Below are 17,383 nucleotides of genomic sequence, written 5' to 3'. Positions count from 1 at the left end.
CGATAAGTTTATGTATGATTGTCAAAAATGAAGAAGCCCGTTTGCCTGTATGTCTAAAGTCCGTCGCGGATTTGGCGGACGAAATCGTGATCGTGGATACGGGATCAACCGACCGCACGAAGGAGGTGGCCGCGGAATTCGGGGCCAAGGTGTACGAGTTCGCCTGGCGGGAGGATTTTGCGGCCGCGCGGAATTTCAGTTTTTCTTTGGCAACCTGTGAATACATTCTCTGGATGGATGCTGACGATGTATTCACCGAACCCAACCGCGCCAAGCTCCTTCGGTTAAAGCAAGAATTGAGTTCTGACATCGACGCGGTCCTGATGAATTATGTGCTCCACGAGGAGGAGCAGACCGGAGCACCGCTGGCCTTCACTCGGCGGAACCGATTGGTCAAACGGAGCCGGAATTACCGCTGGATTGGCATCGTACACGAATACCTGGATGTCGCGGACGGGAAACAGCTGCTGACGGATATTGCTGTGACCCATCGCGGAACCGGGAGCCATTCCGGACGGAATCTAAAGATCATCGAGCATCATTTGGCTTCCGGCGGCGTACTGCAAGGACGCCTGCGTTTCCACTTTGCATGCGAGCTGGCAGATGCCGGTCGATATGAGGAAGCCGTACCGCATTTTGCGGAGTTCCTCCTCGATCCGAAGGCAAACCGGGATGATCTGATTCTAGCTTGCGCCCGTTTAGCGGATTGCTATGGTTTTTTGGGACGCGAGCGACAAAAACTGGAGACGCTGCTGCGATCCCTCCAATTTCATATTCCAAGTTCGGAAATTTGCTGTGCTATCGGCAACTGCATGGAGGATCGGCAAGAATGGGCGATGGCAATCTATTGGTACGGTCAGGCGATACAGAATGCCAATGTTGGCAGTTGGACAGCGATCGTTCATTCAGCGTCCCGGACATGGTTGCCGCATAGCCGGTTATGTTTGTGTTATGCGCAGCTCGGCCATTTACGTCAGGCTTATGAGCATAACCGGGAGGCGCTTCGCTATTTGCCCGAGGATCCGGGCCTCCTTGAAAATGAGAAGAAGCTGAAGTTGGCTTTGGAAACGGCGTCTACCTCATAGGCGGTTCCCCAATAGTATATGGGCATTTTGCAGAAAAATTGCCGACAAAAGAACCTCCAGATCACTGGAGGTTCTTTCATTCGCTTCTTTATTTTACTCCTAAGCTTTGCAGCATTTGGCGGAACGAATCAGCATACTGCTGCGGCGACAGCCACTGGTGGATATGCTGTTCCCCCATGCTGCGGATCTTCTCCCGCTGCCCGTGATGGTCCATCAGCTCCAACGCTCTGGCAACCGCTTGGCCCACTTGCGGGTACGCGAAGAACTTTCCCGTTTCATTATGCTTGATAAAAAGACGTACGCCATCGGAATCGGTGGTAAGCACGGGACAACGGCAAGCTAAGGCCTCGGCAACGGCATAGCCGAAGCCCTCCAGGGTAGATGTGGAGATCATCAGTCCGCCTGAATCGCCGACGCGGGATAGATAATAGGGCATCTCCCGGTTAGGGGTATTTGGATACAATTTGAGTTTAGGCTCTAGCCCCAAGCGTTTAACATACTGCCAAAACCGGTTTTTCGTCTCCTCGGACGGGAGCTGATAATCAAGGAACATCCAAATTTCCATCTGTGGACGTTGGCGGTGTAGGGCGGAAGCGATTTTCAGGAACAACTCCCAATTTTTGTTGGGCTCCAGCCGTCCGACCCAAGCGATGATGGGCACCGGATACTTCGGTTGCGCAATGTGACGGAAATGCCGGGTATCCAACGGATTCATCAATACGAACTTGGGCAATGTGGGGTAGTAGGTGGAGGCCAGCTCAATCAAATGGGGGGTTGGAGGCATCAGCGAAGCCTGGCAGTTTCGCAGGATTTCCTCCTTGCCTTCCCGAAGCGTCTGCTCTGCTTGTTCCCGCGTTCCCAAGCCTTGAATTTCAAAAATAATCGGTTTGTGAAACCCAAGCCGGCGCAGCCGTCCGGGCATCCAGTAATCCGAGGTTGCGATAACGGCATCATATTGCGGCAAACGTTGAGCGAGTTCGGCATCGCTTGGATCCACCATCACGGGAATGTTCGCCTGCTGCGTGTTGATGAGCCCGGAACCGGGACGCAAATACATAATATGGCCTTCAATGTTCCGTCTTTTTAGCGCATCGCAGCGCAGGCGGTTTAAGGTTTCGACCCCGCCGCTCGGAACATAAAACGTAAACAGCACTTTCATGGGCCAGCACCCCTTGAGGTTATTCAGCGTCTCAGATTTAGTGTACGCGTAATCTGAATTGGACGTGTGGGTGGATTTCCCACGATACAAGCCCGCTGAAGCATAGGAGGCTGGTGGGTCGCTCGGTTATGTTTACCTGTATGACGACAACGGGATTTGGCGCATGATAAGTCCTGTTTCATACATTACTTCTTACGGATGGAGGTTGACTACATGCGAGGAGCGAAAGTCGTTAACTTATCGTTATCCGCAGCGTTGCTTGCCGGGATGGCTTTAATGGCAGGTTGTGGTGACGGGAAGGGCGACAATAATGTGCGCACGCAAAGCTTACGGGGCAATAACCGAAATTATGATGTCAATTCTTTAAACCCCAGCAACCGTCTGTTCTCCCGCAGCGCCGGCAGCGGACAGGATATGCGTATCCGTTCCCTGCGTTACAGCCCTGCGCTTAGCAACAAGGTGGCACAGCTTGGCGACGTTCAAACCGCACATGTCGTTGTTACCGACCGTGATGCATATGTAGGTGTCACACTCCACGGCACGAATACGACAGGCCGCACTAGCGCTTACGGGGTGCAACGTCCCAATGGAGTTGGCCTTGGTACGACCAATGTCGGCGGCCCTTACGGTGCGGACTATGGAACCCGCGGCGCCGCAGACAACGGTTTGGCTCGCGGCAACGACCGTGCCGGACTGGGCGGGCTCTTTGACCTCGGACGCGGTTTGTTCGGAACGGGGAACAACGTCAATCGCAGTAACAACGGCTCGATGTTGGGCACCGGCACAACCGGCAACCGTTTCGGGTCGATGTATCCTGGAGGTACTCGTGGGACGACGAACACCCCTTCGGGCTTCACTACCGGGAACGGAGCCTTGGGAGCTGGAACGAGCAACGTATCCCAGGATCTCAAAAACCGGATCGAAGCAGCGGTTAAGCAAGCGGCACCGCATATCCGCAACGTCTACGTATCTAACGATTCCGATTTTGTATCCACCATTGGCCAATATGCTACAGAGTCTCGGGGCGGCGGAACACTGAACAACTTCATCAGCGATTTCGAAACGCTGATTAACCGTGTATTCCCCGGTCGTGCAGGGACGATGACCGGGCCAAATGGTTATGCGCCGACAAGACCTAATGCCGGCATGGGCAATGGGACAGGAACAGGTGCACGTGACATGAATGCCGGTTTCACCGGAGGGACAACCCGCTAACGGCGGTTTATAGCGAGAACCAAAAAGAGCGAGAAGCGGGAAGAAATCCTTCCTGCGTCTCGCGCTTTATCTTGTGATTGGATGGTTTTGATTATTCGTTATCTTGGAATGCACGTCCTTTGACCCACACCCGCTGCAATTCCAAATCGCGGTCGACCAGCAGCAGATCTGCTTGTTTGCCGGTTTCGATCGAGCCGGTTAAATGGTCGATGCGGATCAGCTTCGCCGGATTGGCGCTGGCGGCTTCCGACGCGCGTTCGATCGACAATCCCACCTCGCGTACGAGATAGCGGAAACCGCGGATCATCGTCAACGTGCTTCCGGCTAACGTTCCTTCGCTGTCGCGCAGCGTGCAGACGTTATTCTTCACGACAACCGGCAGGTCGCCAAGCATGTAGTCCCCGTCACCGAGCCCTGCAGCCGACATAGCATCGGTGATCAGGAGCAGGTTGCTGCCGGTCTTCACGCTGGCCAACAGCCGGATTGCTGCAGGATGGACGTGAATGCCGTCGGCGATGATTTCTGCGCTAATGCCCGGCGTGCTCAGGATTGCCCCGGCGGTGCCCGGTTTGCGGTGATGCAGCGGCGTCATGGCGTTAAACATATGCACGGAGTGGTTTAAGCCAACCTCGTAAGCGGCCATGATTTCTTCGTAAGTGGCATCGGTATGACCGGCAGCCGCTACGATTCCCTGCTTCCGTAAATAGCGGATCAGCTCATGCGCCCCGTCCCGTTCAGGCGCAAACGTAACCTGCTTAATTAACCCCGGATACTGTTGTTCCCAACCTTCGATCCATTCGCGGTTCGGCGGGACGATGTGCTCAGGATTTTGGGCGCCCGGCCATTTCGGGCTGATAAACGGCCCTTCCAGATGAACGCCAACCAATTGGGCATAAGGCATCTCGCCAGCCATATATTGATGGACTTCGGCCAGCACGTTGTCGATCATCGCCTTCGGAAGGGTCATCGTTGTCGCCAGCATCGAAGTCGTTCCCTGACTGCAATGAAGCTTCGTAATGGCGTCCAGACCTTGCTTGCTTGGCTGCGAGAAATCCTTCAGCATGCCGCCGTGCACGTGCACGTCGATAAAGCCGGGCAGCACATAGCTGCCTTTCGCATCAATCGTCTCGACGCCTGCAGCGTGAGCTTCAGGTAATCCGGCGGTCGTGCCGACGTAAGTGATGACGCCGTCTTTCACCGCAACCGCGCCGTCGCGGAACGTTCCGCGCGGGGTGACAACTTCGGCATGAATGAGGTTGAAGGTACGTCCGGCGCCGCTCATCACAGGAATCTCCCCGCAGCCTGGTCAACGACGACAACCACATTCGGGTGGGTTTGCAGCAGCGAAGCCGGACATTGGGTCGTGATTGGCCCCTTTAACGCTTTGGCGATGATTTCGGCTTTGTCTTCGCCTTTGGCCATCAGCAGGATTTGCTTAGCCTGCAGGATCGAACCGATCCCCATCGTGAGCGCGTGAGTTGGCACCTCGTCAATGGAATTGAAGAAGCGCGCATTGGCCAGCCGTGTCCGCTCTTGCAGCTTCACGACATGCGGCGGCCCCGTCAGCTCATCGGCAGGCTCGTTAAACCCGATATGGCCGTTATGTCCAAGGCCCAGCAGCTGCAAGTCGATTTGACCCGCTTGATCCAGCAGTTTTGCGTAGTCCTTGGCCGCTTGCTCAGGATCCGGAGCATTTCCCTCAGGTACATGCGTATTTTCTGGCAAAATATCGATATGATTAAACAGCTTCTCGTCCATGAATCGGCGATAGCTCTCTGGATGGTCCGCCGGCAATCCGATGTATTCATCCAGATTGTAGCTGCTCGCTTGCTTAAAGCTAACGCTGCCTTTCTTGTACAGCTCGATCAGCTTCTCATACACCCCGACCGGTGTGCTGCCGGTAGCCAGGCCCAAAATCGCCCGCGGGTTAGATTGCAGGAGGCTGGCGATGATGCCTGCTCCGGTTTCATTAAATTGCTGCTCGCTGTTGGTTTTGATAATATTCAGCATTCGTGTTGCCCTCCTTGGGTTTTACGATAAATTTGAACATTCTGATACGAGCTTTCGAGCTTCGGAATGAAATCCTGGAATTCCAAGCTGACCATCCCCGTAAACAAAATATCGATGACGTGCAGCTGCGCAATACGCGAGGCCATATCGCCCCGGCGCATGCCTTCCTCTAACGAGGATGAGAATAAAGCGATATCCGCGAGCGAAGCCAGGGAGTTGCTGCTGTACTGCGTGAGCGACAACGTGGTTGCGCCGCTGTCTTTGGCGCAGCGCAGGGCGTCGATCGTTTCCGGCGTTTCGCCTGAATAGGAGATCGCCAGCGCCACGTCGCCTTCGCCGAGCGAGGAAGCGGAAGTGATCTGCATATGCGAGTCAGCGAAGGCGGTGCAGTTCTTGCCAATACGCACCAGCTTCTGGTAAAAGTCTTGGGCGACAATCGAGGAAGTCGCCACACCGTACAGATCGATGCGCTTGGCGCGGCATAACGCCTCAACGGCCCGGGACAGCTGGTTCATGTCCAGCAGCCGGGTGGTGTCGGTAATCGAGGCGAGATGGTTGGCTTCCATCGCTTCGACGATTTTTTGCAGGTCGTTGCCGGCGATGATGTCCTGGTAGTGGTTCTCCGCAGGCTTGTGGGCCAGCTCGGAAGCCAGCTTCATTTTGAAATCAGGGAAGCCTTTAAAGTGAAAAGTCTTGCAGAACCTTGTCACCGTTGAGGGACTAATCCCGCACGCATTGGCCAGCTCTGTGATCCCCTGATGAATGACGGTGGCCGGCGACTCCAAAATGTATTCGCCCAGCTTGCGTTCCTGCGGCGACAGCGTCTCCAGGTGGCTGGATACCGCATGCAATATGGGTGTCATAGATAAATTCCTCCCTCAGGAAGTTCAGCCGTTGGATGTGATTGTTTACTTGCTACGAAAATAATTTTTATTAAATTCTTGTGAAATGTGAAAATTATTTTGACTTCTCGGTTTCATCATAAGCGATTTTCCCGGCCTTTTCAAGTAGGGTTACCCGTCAAATGGCGACAGATTCCTTGAATTTTCGGAGTCTGCATAATACACTCTAAACAGTAGGGTTATTATCGGAGAGAGGAATGGTTTGGTTGTCCGTTGATCTCGACCATTACATAGATCGGATCGAATCGGTATGGACCCGTTCGTTTCGGAAAGTGAAAAGTGAATTAATGCACCATCAGGAGCTGGGCCTGACGGGCCCGCAATTTCATACGCTGATGCTGATTGCCCGGAAGTCCAACTGCAATGTCAGCTATTTAGCCGAGAAGCTGGAGGTGAAGCCCAGCGCGATTACGGTCATGATCGATCGGCTGGTCCAAAGCGGTTTCGTGGAGCGGCGGCATGACGAGCAGGATCGGCGGGCGGTGCTGTTGTCGGTTACCGAGCGGGGGGCCGAGGTGCTGGCGGAAGCCCGGAAGAAGTCACGGGAAGTGTTGAAAACGCATTTATCCGTCCTCAGCGAAGAGGAGCTGGAGATGATGATCACGATTTTGGAGAAGCTGTCCAAGAATTCCAAAGCGTGAGGGAAGCGGTGAACATATTGGCGGAAAGGAACCATGGAATTTTCTATGGTTCTTTTTTTAAGATATCAGAAAGTATAAACTTCGGGGCATTAGCATCCTGATATCGCAAGATAAACTTCCGCTAAACGCGGTCTGTCTACTTTGAATGTACGTCGATAGACGTTTTTCTTATCGCTGATTCTCCGTGAACCTGATAGCGTGCACGAAGGATGCCGGGTTATGATAGACATAAGAATGAAAGCGTTATTTCATCAAACCGAAACGGAGGAGTTCCATGGAAAAATATATCTTGGCTTTGGATCAAGGCACAACGAGCTCGCGGGCGATTTTGTTTAACCGGCAAGGGGAGATTGTTCATTCGGCACAGCGGGAATTCCCGCAGTATTTCCCCGAACCCGGCTGGGTCGAGCAGAATCCCAATGAGATTTGGGGCTCGATCATGTCGGTGATTGCTTCCTGCTTATCGGAATCCGGTATCAAGCCGCGGCAGATTGTTGGGATCGGGATTACGAACCAGCGGGAAACGACGGTCGTTTGGGAAAAAGACAGCGGCAACCCGATTTACCCGGCGATCGTCTGGCAATCCCGGCAAACGGCCGCGATCTGCGAGGAGCTGCGGAATGCCGGTCATGACGCTTTGTTCCGGGCCAAAACCGGTCTGCTGCTCGACCCTTATTTTTCTGGAACCAAGGTCAAGTGGATCCTCGACCATGTCGAAGGCTCGCGGGAGCGGGCGGCGAAGGGCGAATTGCTGTTCGGGACCATCGATACCTGGCTCATCTGGAAGCTGTCCGGCGGCCGCTTGCATGTAACGGACTATTCCAACGCTTCGCGGACGCTGATGTACAACATCCACGAGCTGACCTGGGATGACGAGCTACTTGCGATTCTGGACATCCCGAAGGCGATGCTGCCTGAAGTGAAATCCTCCTCCGAGGTATACGGCACGACGGTTCCGTACCACTTCTTCGGGGAGGAGGTGCCGATCGCGGGGGCGGCCGGAGACCAGCAGGCAGCTCTGTTCGGGCAAGCTTGCTTCCAGCCGGGGATGGTCAAAACGACGTACGGAACCGGCTGCTTTATGCTGATGAATACCGGCAGTACCCCCGTTGTATCGGAGCACGGGCTGATCACCTCATTGGCCTGGGGCTTAAACGGGAAGGTGGAGTACGCTCTTGAGGGCAGTATCTTCGTGTCCGGCTCGGCGATCCAGTGGCTGCGCGACGGGTTGCGCATGTTCCGGAACGCCAAGGACAGCGAGGTGTACGCCTCGCGCGTGGACTCAACGGAAGGCGTCTACGTTGTTCCAGCCTTCGTTGGTCTCGGCAGCCCGTATTGGGACAGCGAAGTTCGCGGCGCGGTATTTGGCCTGACGCGGGGGACGACGAAGGAGCATTTTATCCGGGCGACGCTGGAGGCGCTGGCTTACCAGACCAAAGACGTTCTCGGCGCGATGGAGCAGGATGCCGGATACGCCGTACGGTCCATGCAGGTGGATGGCGGCGCTGTTGCGAACGGCTTTCTCATGCAGTTCCAAAGCGACATTCTTGGGGTTCCCGTAGAACGTCCGGCGATCGGCGAAACGACGGCGTTGGGCGCGGCCTTTTTGGCGGGTCTCGCGGTCGGCTACTGGAGCGATTTGGACGAAGTCGCGCAGTGCAAACGCCTGGAACGCCGGTTTATCCCAACGATGCCGCAGTCTAAGCGGGAAGCGCTCTACCAAGGCTGGCTGAAAGCGGTTCAGGCCGCGATGGCCTTCAAATAACGGGCCGCCCATTTCTATACGGCACCGCACCATTAACCCTGTTTCTTCATAAGATGTGTTGACTGTATCCCTGAACCTTGTTAAACCACAAAACCCGAGCAAGGAGGGGTGACGCATTTTGAAGAGCAGCGATCGTAACAGCAAATTTCTGTTGACTCATCGTGAACGGGAGGTCTTCGAGCTTCTCGTGCAGGATAAAACGACGCGCGACATTGCCGGGCAACTGTTTATTAGTGAGAAAACCGTCCGTAATCACATTTCTAACGTCATGCAAAAGTTGAATGTCAAAGGTCGCGCGCAGGCGGTTGTCGAGCTGATCAAGCTTGGGGAGCTGAAAATCTGACGGTGAACTACGTGTTCGTAGAAAGCCGCAAGCCTTCTTTTTCACCCCGGAAGGGGTAAGAGAAGGTTTTTTTGTGTGCGTATCCGCAAATAAAAAAACCTCCAAGCATCCTATTCACATCAGATGCCGGAGGTTATTGGCTAAACTAACGTTACAGCGACTTCAAATAATGAACGATCGTGAGCAGCCCTTTGTCAAAGTTCTCCAGGTTAAAATGCTCGTTTGGCGCATGCAGGTTTTCGTCCGGCAGCCCGAAGCCCATCATGACGGCTGGAGCCGACAGGACGCGGGACAAGGTCTCGACGATCGGGATCGAACCGCCGTCCTTCGTGAACAGCGCCCGAGTGCCGTAAATGGCTTCGTAGGCATCGGCCGCTTTTTGCAGCATCGGATCTTCCGGATTGCAGGTGAAGGCCCGCGCTTTCTCGGTCGCTTTGACCTTCAAGGTTGCCCCCGGCTGCAGGTGTTTGTGCAGATGCCGTTCGATGCGGTCGATCGTGGCTTGCGGGTCCTGGTCGCCAACGAGGCGGCAGGTGATTTTGGCATGGGCTTCCTTCGGCAGTACCGTTTTGGTCCCTTCCCCTTGGAATCCGCCGTAAACCCCGTTGAGTTCCAGCGTTGGACGGGCGCCGGTCCGCTCGACGAAGGAGTACCCTGCTTCGCCAAACAGCTCCTTCAAGCCAAGATCCCGCTTGAGCTTCTCTTCGTCAAATTGTTGCTTGGCGAACTCTTCGCGTTCGAGCGCAGACAGCTCGTGAACGCCTTCGTAGAAGCCTTCGACCGTGACTCGGCCTTGCTCATCATGCAGGGAAGCCAGCAACGATACCAGGGCGTGCAGCGCGTTAGGGACACCGCCGCCATATGTACCGGAGTGCAAATCGGTGTTGGCGGTATACACCGAGACTTCCATCGCACATAAGCCGCGCAGACCGATGCAAATCGCCGGTTTGCCCGGTGCCATCAGCGCGGTATCGGAGATCAGGATCACGTCAGCGGCCAGCTTGTCCTGGTTGGCTTCCAAGAAGGCGGGCAGGTTCGGGCTGGTGACTTCCTCTTCCCCTTCGATGCAGAATTTGATGTTGACCGGAAGCTCCTTCTCCTGCTTCAAAATCGCCTCAACGGCCTTAATATGCATAAACACTTGGCCTTTATCGTCCGTCGCTCCGCGGGCGTACAGCTTGCCGTTCCGAATGGACGGCTCAAATGGCGGCGTCTCCCACAGATTCAGCGGGTCTACCGGTTGTACGTCATAATGGCCGTAAACCAGAACGGTTGGTTTCCCTGGTGCGTGCAGATGCTCGGCATAAACGATGGGATGCCCTGCAGTAGGATGAATCTCCACCGATTCCATACCGGCGCGGCGCAGAGCTTCGGCGATCCATTCGGCCGCCTTCTGCACATCGCCTTTGTGTTCGGACAAGGCGGAGATGCTGGGAATCCGAAGCAATTCGCCAAGTTCATTTAAGTGTTGTTCGCGGTTCGTATTAAAATAAGCTTGATAATCCATCGTCGAATGTTCCTCCCGAACTAGAACTAGTTTTACCTTTATATTCTACACCTTTTTTGCCGAGAACACGAATGATGGGGTGACGCAATTAAAAGCAAGAGCCTCCCGATTCCTTAAATTCACCTTAAAAGGGACGCGCTTTTTTTAGGAATATTTAAGGTAAATTCGATGGATATCTGGTAAAGTCAAGAAAGCACGTTTTGAATCCAAATTGAATGCTTCATGAAGAAGGGAGTCGCAAAGTCATATGGACGAAAAGGAAAAAAAAGAGTTGGAGGCAACCGGAGGCGAAACCGGAGCCGCTGAGGAGACGCGGGCCCAGGATGGACAGGCCGGTCCGGTGGATGCCGGGACGGACCAGCTAGCGAAAGCGGCAAATGATCCGGCGGATGCTGTGGGCGACCCGTCGACGGAAACGGAATCTTCTCCAGCGAACGAAGCGGAAGTAACCGTCGCGGCTACGGGCAGCACAACCGATGAGGACTTGACGCCGGTGATGGTTCCCCTGAACGGGGAGACGGAGACTGCACCGGTACAAGCCCCTACATCCAGTAATAAAGTATGGCAGATCGTATCGTTGGTACTGGCTGTTTTGCTGGTCGTTGTACTGATCAAACCGCCGTTTGCCACGAATAAGGCAGAGGCCGTCGCTACGGTTAACGGTGTGGAAATTACGAAGGACCGGCTCTATGAAGAACTGGCTGCCAATGGCGGAGAACAAGCGCTGACAAACCTCATCAACCAGGAGCTTGTGAACCAAGAGGCTGCTAAGAACAATATCACGATCACGGATGCCGATGTCGACGCCGAAATCGAAACCTACAAAACCCAGTTTGGTTCGGAAGAAGCGCTGAATCAAGCTTTGGAGCAGTACGGGATGACCATGGATGATTTGCTCAAGCAGGTCGAAATGGAGCTGAAGCTGACGAAGCTGCTGGAACCGCAGATCAATGTTACCGACGAGCAGGTTAAGGAAACGTTTGAAACCTACAAGGATTCCTTTAATACACCGGAGCAAGTTCGGACTTCCGTCATTTTGGTCGCAACTGAAGAGGAAGCGAAGGATATCGTGAAGCAGTTGAAGGAAGGCGCCGATTTTGCAGAGCTGGCCAAGAGCAAATCGCTGGATACAGCTACGAAGGATCAAGGAGGAGACACCGATTTCTTCGCCCGCGGCGAAATGGAAGAAGCGGTGGAAGAAGCCGCCTTCAAGCTGGCGAAAGGCGAGATTAGCGAGCCTGTTAAGACGAGCGAAGGTTATCAGGTCATTAAAGTCACCGACAAGAAGGAAGCCCACACGGCAACGCTGGAGGAGAAGAAGGATGAGATCCGCAAGAGCCTTATCTCCCAACAGGTTTCCAGCATGTCGGGAGCGTGGCTGGAGGACGTTCGCAGCAAAGCGAAAATCACCAATACATTTACGGATGCAGCCGCTGCCGAGTAATTCGGCTGAAGCAGCAGCCATTCTGAACCGCCGAAGCTCTGCTTCGGCGGTTTTTGGTATTTCGGTTTGAACACTTCAAGATCGCTTTGTGTTTCCGGAAGTCTGACGGTACAATGAGGATACACGGATGCATTTGAGTACATATCCAATTGGGACGGATCGTATGGAGGCAGGGGAAGATGGCGGAGTGGTATGAGCTTAGTTTCGGGGAAGATTATTTGCTGGTATATAAGCACCGCGATGCGCAAGGTGCGAAACACGAAGTTCAGCGGATGATCCGCTGGCTTCATCTTCCTCCAGGTGCGAAGGTGTTGGATTTATGCTGCGGCATGGGCCGCCATTCGCTGGCGCTGGCCGAAGCGGGTTACAAGGTGACCGGCGTGGATTTGTCAGAGGTGTTGCTGCGCGAGGCGAGACGCCTCGACCCCGAGGGTCGGATCACCTGGCACCGGGCTGATATGCGCGAGTTGCCGCTTCAAAGCGGGGAGTTTGAGGCGGTGGTGAACTTATTTACTTCATTTGGTTATTTTAAAAAGGACGAGGAGCAGATCAAGGTGCTGCGGGAAGCGGCCCGCGTACTGAAGTCAGGGGGCCGTTTCCTTCTCGATTTTCTTAATCCCGCTTATGTTGCCGCCCATCTTGTTCCGTATTCGGTACGGGAGGACGCGGGGCAGCAGATCGTAGAACGGCGGCGGATTGAAGATGGGTATGTCATCAAGGACATCGAAATTACCGCCCCTGGCGGAGAACCAAGGCATTATATGGAGCGGATTAAGCTGTACGAATTGGATGATTTTCGGCGGATGCTGAAGGAGGCCGGTTTAACCTTGCAGAACGTTCATGGGGATTATGATGAAGAGCTTTACGATCCGAAGACGTCTCGGCGCATGATTTTGGTGGGGGTGCGGCCATGACATTATTGCCGGAAATTCAGCTCTGGGACCGGGAGCTCGTGGCCCGTGTTCCGATCTCGATGGCCCCTCCCCTGCGCAGGGTGAACAGCTATGTGCTGAAGGGAGAAGAGGGGATTACCATCATCGATCCAGGGCCGCGAACGGAGGAGACGATCGAAGAGTGGCGGGCAGCTTGGCAGGATCTCAGGATATCGCCGCGCGACATTAGGCAAATCGTCTTGACCCACCACCACCCCGATCATTATGGCCTGGCGGGATATATGCAGGAGGTCACCGGAGCGGCCGTATTGATGTCGCCGCGGGCTTATAAAGAGACGCGGCTGATGTGGGGGCCGGACAGCCGGATGCACAAAGCGCTGCCCGATTTGTACCGGCGGCACGGGATGCCGGAATCGTGGTACAGCCAGCTGCCCGGGCATCTGCAGGGCTTTTTCGCTCAGGTCACGCCGGCTCCCGAAGTAACCTTTCTCCGGGAGGGAGAGCCGATCCGGATGGGTGGACGAGCCTGGCTGCCGATTGAAACGGCCGGACATGCCCCGGGGCACCTGTCCTTTTATAGTGCCGAACACCAACTGATGTTCTGCGGGGATGCGGTGCTGCCGCAAATCTCCCCCAACGTCAGCTTCTTGCCCGGCAGTGATCCGCAGCCGCTGCAATCGTTCCTGGATTCGCTGGAGAAGCTGAGCGCTTACGAGGTGGCAACCGCATATCCGGGACACCGCAATCCGTTTGATTATTTTGCGGAGCGTGTGCGGCTGTTGCTTGAGCATCACGGCGAGCGGCTCCTGCGCATCGAACGGTTGCTGCAGGAGCGGCCGCAAACGGCTTTCGACGTTTGCGCCGCCTTATTTGGCACGGAGCTTAGCATCCACCAAATGCGCTTTGCCATGTCAGAAACGCTGGCCCATCTAGTTGAGTTGGTCCGGCAAGGGCGGGCTGAAGAGCAGACGAACGGAGAAGGTACAGACGAGGTTATCCGGTATGCTCCGGTGGAATAGTCCAATAATGCAAAAAGAAGGGCGGCATTTGATTTGCCGTCCTTCTTTGCGTTGCACTGATGGAGATTACCGCTCGGAGTCGAGGGATTCCTCACCGCGTTCTTTTTCCCGTTCCGCTTGTTTGCGATGGGCGATCCGGCTGCTGGCCGAGGCTGCAATGGCGCCGACAATGTCATCCAAGAACGTATTGCACGGACCCAGCGTCTTGTCATTCAGCCGTTCCAAAATACCCGGTTTCAGCTTATCGACATAACCGTAGTTGGTGAAGCCGATGCTTCCATACACGTTTACGATCGAGAAGGCCAGGATTTCATCCACACCGTACAACCCTTCGTCATTGGCAATCATGTCCTGCAGTTCAGGGATCAGCATCCCCTGCTCTGCCAAAATATCGAGCTGGATGCCGGTCAGCACCGCATTTTGCACCTCGCGTTTGGTCAGCACCTGCTCCACGTTATGTATGCACTCTTCCATCGTCAGGTTCGGGTAGTATTTTTGCTGCAAAAACATTACGAGTTCTGCGATTTGCTCCGTCGTCACGCCGCGCTTGTGCAGCCACTCCTTGGTGGCATCAGCGACCTTTTTGCTGTTCAGACTGTAAGGCGCTTTGGCCTTTGGTTGTTCCATCCCCATACACTCTCCTCCTCGTCATTAATAGTTGGATTGACAAGATATGAAGAAGTTTGTCCAGATCCCGGAAAAATATAGTTATGTTTCGGGACAAGGCTCGTATATATAGTAATACAAACCTTAGCCAAATGAAAAACTTAGGGAGGCACGAGCAAAAATGAAATGGAACCGCCGATTACGAAATACGGCTGCCGCCGGGGCAATTACGCTTCCGCTGCTGCTGTCGGGCTGCGGTATGTTTGGGGGAAGCTCCGCTCAAATCGATCCTCCGCCTACCGATATTGAAACGCAAATGTTGGAAGGTCTGGATGCCGCGGAGCAGACAAGCTTTGCCCAGGAGGAAGCACTCTCTACAGTTTACTTGGTGAACGAGCATGGCTTGCTGGCCCCGGTCGCCTTGCACTTGCCTGATGGCGAGGCTTCGCTGAAGCTGAACCGGATGCTGGAGATGCTGGTGAAGGACGGCAAGTATGCGAGCCTCCTCCCGGTTGGTTTTAGCGGCATTCTTCCGGCGGGCAGTGAAGTGAAGGCTGTAACTGTTAAAAAAGATGAGAAGCTGGCTGTCGTCGAGTTTAACCAAGCATTTACGGGCTATGAAGCCGCCGATGAGCGCAAAATTCTTGAAGCGTTGACCTGGACGTTAACCGGAACGCCGGATGTGGAGAAGGTTCAGCTATGGGTGGACGGGCAGAAGTTAAACGAAATGCCGGTGAACGGTACGCCGCTGGATCGGCCGCTTAGCCGTAATTTTGGGATTAATCTCGAAATTAAAGCAGAATCCGGCTTATCCCAACTGAGCCCGGTCATTGTATACTTCTCCGCAGCAACGCCAGAGGGGGTCCAATACTTCGTCCCGGTGACGCGATTTGTCCCGGCCGACGGCGATCGCGTGAAATCCGCGCTCGGCGAGCTGCTCAAAGGGCCGCAACAAGGAGACGGCCTGGAGCGGGTCGTGACCGATAACACGAAGCTGGAAAGTGTCGAGGTCTCGAAGGACGGCATTGTGACCGTTGCGCTGAAGGACGATATGTTTGAAGCCGGGGAGAAACTGCCAGCACAAATGCTGCAATCACTGGTGCTGACGGTGACGGAGAACCGGGACGACAGCAAGGTGCGCATTTGGCTCAACGGACAGAAGGAAGTTGTCGGCCTGGATAACCAGACCTACAGCGAACCGGTGATACGGCCGGAAACGATTAACGAAATCCCGCTGTAACTATGTTGTTCGCGGCGCGCCCTAAGAGGCAAACCGGACCCTGCTAGGTGCAGGGTTCTTTTTTTGGCCGAATGGAAAGGTGCTTTTATGCCCACACTTTGGTAGAATAGGGAAAGCATATTGACAGCAAGAACACGTAGGAGGCAGTAAAAGATGAGAAGCAACGGACGCCAGGCGGACGAGCGCCGAGCGATGAATTTAACCGTCAATGTTAATAAATACGCAGAGGGGTCTGTCTACATCGAGGTGGGCGATACAAAGGTGATGTGTACCGCTACGGTCGAAGAGAAGGTCCCGATGTTTATGAAAGGGCAGGGCAAAGGCTGGGTAACGGCGGAGTATTCGATGCTCCCTCGCGCAACTCAAACCCGGAACCAGCGGGAATCAGCCCGCGGGAAGTTGAGCGGCCGTACGATGGAAATCCAGCGGCTCATCGCCCGCGCGCTGCGTTCGGTCGTGGATCTGCAGGCGCTGGGTGAGCGCTCTATCACGATCGATTGCGACGTACTGCAGGCAGATGGCGGAACGCGGACCACGTCGATTACCGGGGCGTTCGTGGCGTTGGCACTGGCGATGCACAAGATCGCTCAGAAGCACGCGCTGCCGAAGTTTCCGATCACGGACTTTCTCGCATCCGTCAGCGTAGGGATCGTTGGGGAGGACACGTTGTTGGATCTCAACTATGAGGAGGATTCCAAAGCGAAGGTCGACATGAACGTGGTGATGACCGGCAACGGCCAGTTTGTTGAGGTTCAAGGTACCGGGGAAGAGAACCCGTTCTCCCGGGCGGAGTTGGATCATATGCTGGAGCTCGCCGAGAAAGGGATTCGGGAGATGATCGAGCAGCAGCGTGAGGCGCTCGGGCCGATTGCGCTGCTGATCGGAAGCGGGCAGTCCCGATCGGTGGTGTAAGCATGATCGAAGGAACGGAGATTATCGTGGCGACCCGTAATGCCGGGAAGGTGCGGGAATTCGCGCATGCCTTGGCGCCGCTGGGCAAAGAGGTTCGGAGCTTGGCCGATTACCCGGATGCCCCGGAGGTGGTGGAAGACGGGACGACGTTCGCCGAGAACGCCCGTAAGAAGGCCAAAACGGTCGGCGACGCGCTAGGCCGCCCTGTGCTGGCCGACGATTCGGGCCTTTGCGTCGACCAATTGGACGGTGCGCCGGGCGTTTATTCGGCCCGATATGCCGGGGAAGGTGCCAGCGACGAGGACAACAACGAGAAGCTGCTCGCCGAGCTCGAGAAGCGGCGGCTGGGCGAGGATACGGAGCAGCCGCTGCTGAGCACGGCGCGGTTTGTCTGCCACCTGGCCTTGTACGACCCGGCCAATGGGCAGTTTATCGAAGCCTCCGGCGAAGTCGAAGGCTGGATCACCTCCGAGCCGGCGGGCGGCGGCGGGTTTGGGTATGACCCGCTGTTTTATCTGCCGGCGTACGAGAAGACCATGGCCGAGCTGACGCTGGAGGAGAAGCAGGCCGTCAGCCATCGCGGCGCGGCGCTGCGGGCGTTGGCGGACAAGCTGAGCGGGGCGGCTGCGGGGAAGTAGGCGA

The 17,383-nt window shown here is 55.2% G+C and carries 17 protein-coding genes; 11 read left to right on the top strand and 6 right to left on the bottom strand.

All coding sequences use genetic code 11. The features are described from left to right. Window positions 1-14: 14 nt before the first annotated feature. The gene (locus M3G15_RS05765; RefSeq protein WP_260070337.1) at window positions 15-1,085 is read left to right on the top strand and encodes a glycosyltransferase family 2 protein; all 1,071 of its coding nucleotides are present in this window, start codon (window positions 15-17) and stop codon (window positions 1,083-1,085) included. A gap of 88 nt (window positions 1,086-1,173) precedes the next feature. On the opposite strand, the gene M3G15_RS05760 is transcribed toward M3G15_RS05765, so the two are convergent. Continuing rightward, on the bottom strand, window positions 1,174-2,244 hold the full coding sequence (locus M3G15_RS05760) for a glycosyltransferase family 4 protein (RefSeq protein WP_009225115.1): 1,071 nt from the start codon (window positions 2,242-2,244) through the stop codon (window positions 1,174-1,176). 213 nt (window positions 2,245-2,457) lie between these two features. Between M3G15_RS05760 and M3G15_RS05755 the strand changes: the two genes are divergently transcribed. Beyond that, window positions 2,458-3,459: a YhcN/YlaJ family sporulation lipoprotein gene (locus M3G15_RS05755; RefSeq protein WP_036645153.1), complete on the top strand. Its 1,002-nt coding sequence runs from the start codon at window positions 2,458-2,460 to the stop codon at window positions 3,457-3,459. Between the two features lie 91 nt (window positions 3,460-3,550). Here the strand turns inward: M3G15_RS05755 and nagA are convergent, their stop codons facing one another. From nagA to M3G15_RS05740, 3 genes are read right to left on the bottom strand one after another with little or no spacing between them, the layout of a single operon-like run. Continuing rightward, window positions 3,551-4,741: an N-acetylglucosamine-6-phosphate deacetylase gene (nagA, locus tag M3G15_RS05750; RefSeq protein WP_009225117.1), complete on the bottom strand. Its 1,191-nt coding sequence runs from the start codon at window positions 4,739-4,741 to the stop codon at window positions 3,551-3,553. Beyond that, the gene (gene nagB / locus M3G15_RS05745) at window positions 4,741-5,469 is read right to left on the bottom strand and encodes a glucosamine-6-phosphate deaminase (protein WP_009225118.1); all 729 of its coding nucleotides are present in this window, start codon (window positions 5,467-5,469) and stop codon (window positions 4,741-4,743) included. Before nagB ends, nagA begins: the two co-directional genes overlap by 1 nt. Continuing rightward, entirely contained in the window at window positions 5,463-6,332 is an 870-nt protein-coding gene (locus M3G15_RS05740) for a MurR/RpiR family transcriptional regulator (protein ID WP_009225119.1), read from the bottom strand. The genes nagB and M3G15_RS05740 overlap by 7 nt, the downstream gene beginning before the upstream one ends. Before the next feature lie 236 nt (window positions 6,333-6,568). Here M3G15_RS05740 and M3G15_RS05735 point away from each other — a divergent pair, with 236 nt between their 5' ends. The 3 genes from M3G15_RS05735 to M3G15_RS05725 all read left to right on the top strand — a co-directional run bounded on the left by M3G15_RS05735 (window position 6,569) and on the right by M3G15_RS05725 (window position 9,120). Next, the gene (locus M3G15_RS05735; RefSeq protein ID WP_009225120.1) at window positions 6,569-7,012 is read left to right on the top strand and encodes a MarR family winged helix-turn-helix transcriptional regulator; all 444 of its coding nucleotides are present in this window, start codon (window positions 6,569-6,571) and stop codon (window positions 7,010-7,012) included. 274 nt (window positions 7,013-7,286) lie between these two features. Beyond that, complete coding sequence (gene glpK, locus M3G15_RS05730; protein ID WP_009225121.1) at window positions 7,287-8,777, top strand: glycerol kinase GlpK; 1,491 nt, start codon at window positions 7,287-7,289, stop codon at window positions 8,775-8,777. Window positions 8,778-8,895: 118 nt separating this feature from the next. Further along, entirely contained in the window at window positions 8,896-9,120 is a 225-nt protein-coding gene (locus M3G15_RS05725) for a helix-turn-helix domain-containing protein (protein WP_009225122.1), read from the top strand. A 151-nt stretch (window positions 9,121-9,271) separates the two neighbouring features. Here M3G15_RS05725 and M3G15_RS05720 read toward each other — a convergent pair whose 3' ends face one another. After that, window positions 9,272-10,627: a dipeptidase gene (locus M3G15_RS05720; protein ID WP_009225123.1), complete on the bottom strand. Its 1,356-nt coding sequence runs from the start codon at window positions 10,625-10,627 to the stop codon at window positions 9,272-9,274. Window positions 10,628-10,874: 247 nt separating this feature from the next. Here M3G15_RS05720 and M3G15_RS05715 point away from each other — a divergent pair, with 247 nt between their 5' ends. The 3 genes from M3G15_RS05715 (at window position 10,875) to M3G15_RS05705 (ending at window position 13,983) form a co-directional block, all read left to right on the top strand. Continuing rightward, a complete protein-coding gene (locus M3G15_RS05715) occupies window positions 10,875-12,071 on the top strand; it encodes a peptidylprolyl isomerase (protein WP_260070336.1) in 1,197 nt (398 codons plus the stop codon). 179 nt (window positions 12,072-12,250) lie between these two features. Next, window positions 12,251-12,985, top strand: coding sequence for a class I SAM-dependent methyltransferase (locus M3G15_RS05710; RefSeq protein WP_036645155.1), 735 nt, complete (start codon window positions 12,251-12,253; stop codon window positions 12,983-12,985). Next, window positions 12,982-13,983: an MBL fold metallo-hydrolase gene (locus M3G15_RS05705; protein ID WP_260070335.1), complete on the top strand. Its 1,002-nt coding sequence runs from the start codon at window positions 12,982-12,984 to the stop codon at window positions 13,981-13,983. The genes M3G15_RS05710 and M3G15_RS05705 overlap by 4 nt, the downstream gene beginning before the upstream one ends. A gap of 66 nt (window positions 13,984-14,049) precedes the next feature. Here M3G15_RS05705 and M3G15_RS05700 read toward each other — a convergent pair whose 3' ends face one another. Next, window positions 14,050-14,616 carry a phosphatidylglycerophosphatase A family protein gene (locus M3G15_RS05700; RefSeq protein ID WP_009225127.1) on the bottom strand — a complete coding sequence of 189 codons (567 nt, stop codon included), beginning with the start codon at window positions 14,614-14,616 and terminating at the stop codon, window positions 14,050-14,052. 154 nt (window positions 14,617-14,770) lie between these two features. Here M3G15_RS05700 and M3G15_RS05695 point away from each other — a divergent pair, with 154 nt between their 5' ends. From M3G15_RS05695 to M3G15_RS05685, 3 genes are all read left to right on the top strand, one after another. Further along, window positions 14,771-15,829 (top strand): GerMN domain-containing protein, encoded by a 1,059-nt coding sequence (locus tag M3G15_RS05695; protein ID WP_016311079.1) that lies wholly within the window; start codon window positions 14,771-14,773, stop codon window positions 15,827-15,829. 153 nt (window positions 15,830-15,982) lie between these two features. Then, on the top strand, window positions 15,983-16,741 hold the full coding sequence (rph, locus tag M3G15_RS05690) for a ribonuclease PH (protein WP_009225129.1): 759 nt from the start codon (window positions 15,983-15,985) through the stop codon (window positions 16,739-16,741). Between the two features lie 2 nt (window positions 16,742-16,743). Beyond that, window positions 16,744-17,379, top strand: a complete 636-nt coding sequence (locus M3G15_RS05685) for an XTP/dITP diphosphatase (RefSeq protein WP_009225130.1) — start codon at window positions 16,744-16,746, stop codon at window positions 17,377-17,379. The last annotated feature ends 4 nt before the right edge of the window (window positions 17,380-17,383 follow it).

It is taken from the genome of Paenibacillus sp. p3-SID1389 (genome assembly GCF_025151705.1).
Lineage (GTDB): Bacteria > Bacillota > Bacilli > Paenibacillales > Paenibacillaceae > Fontibacillus > Fontibacillus phoenicis.
This window is presented reverse-complemented; position numbering and strand designations above follow the sequence as displayed.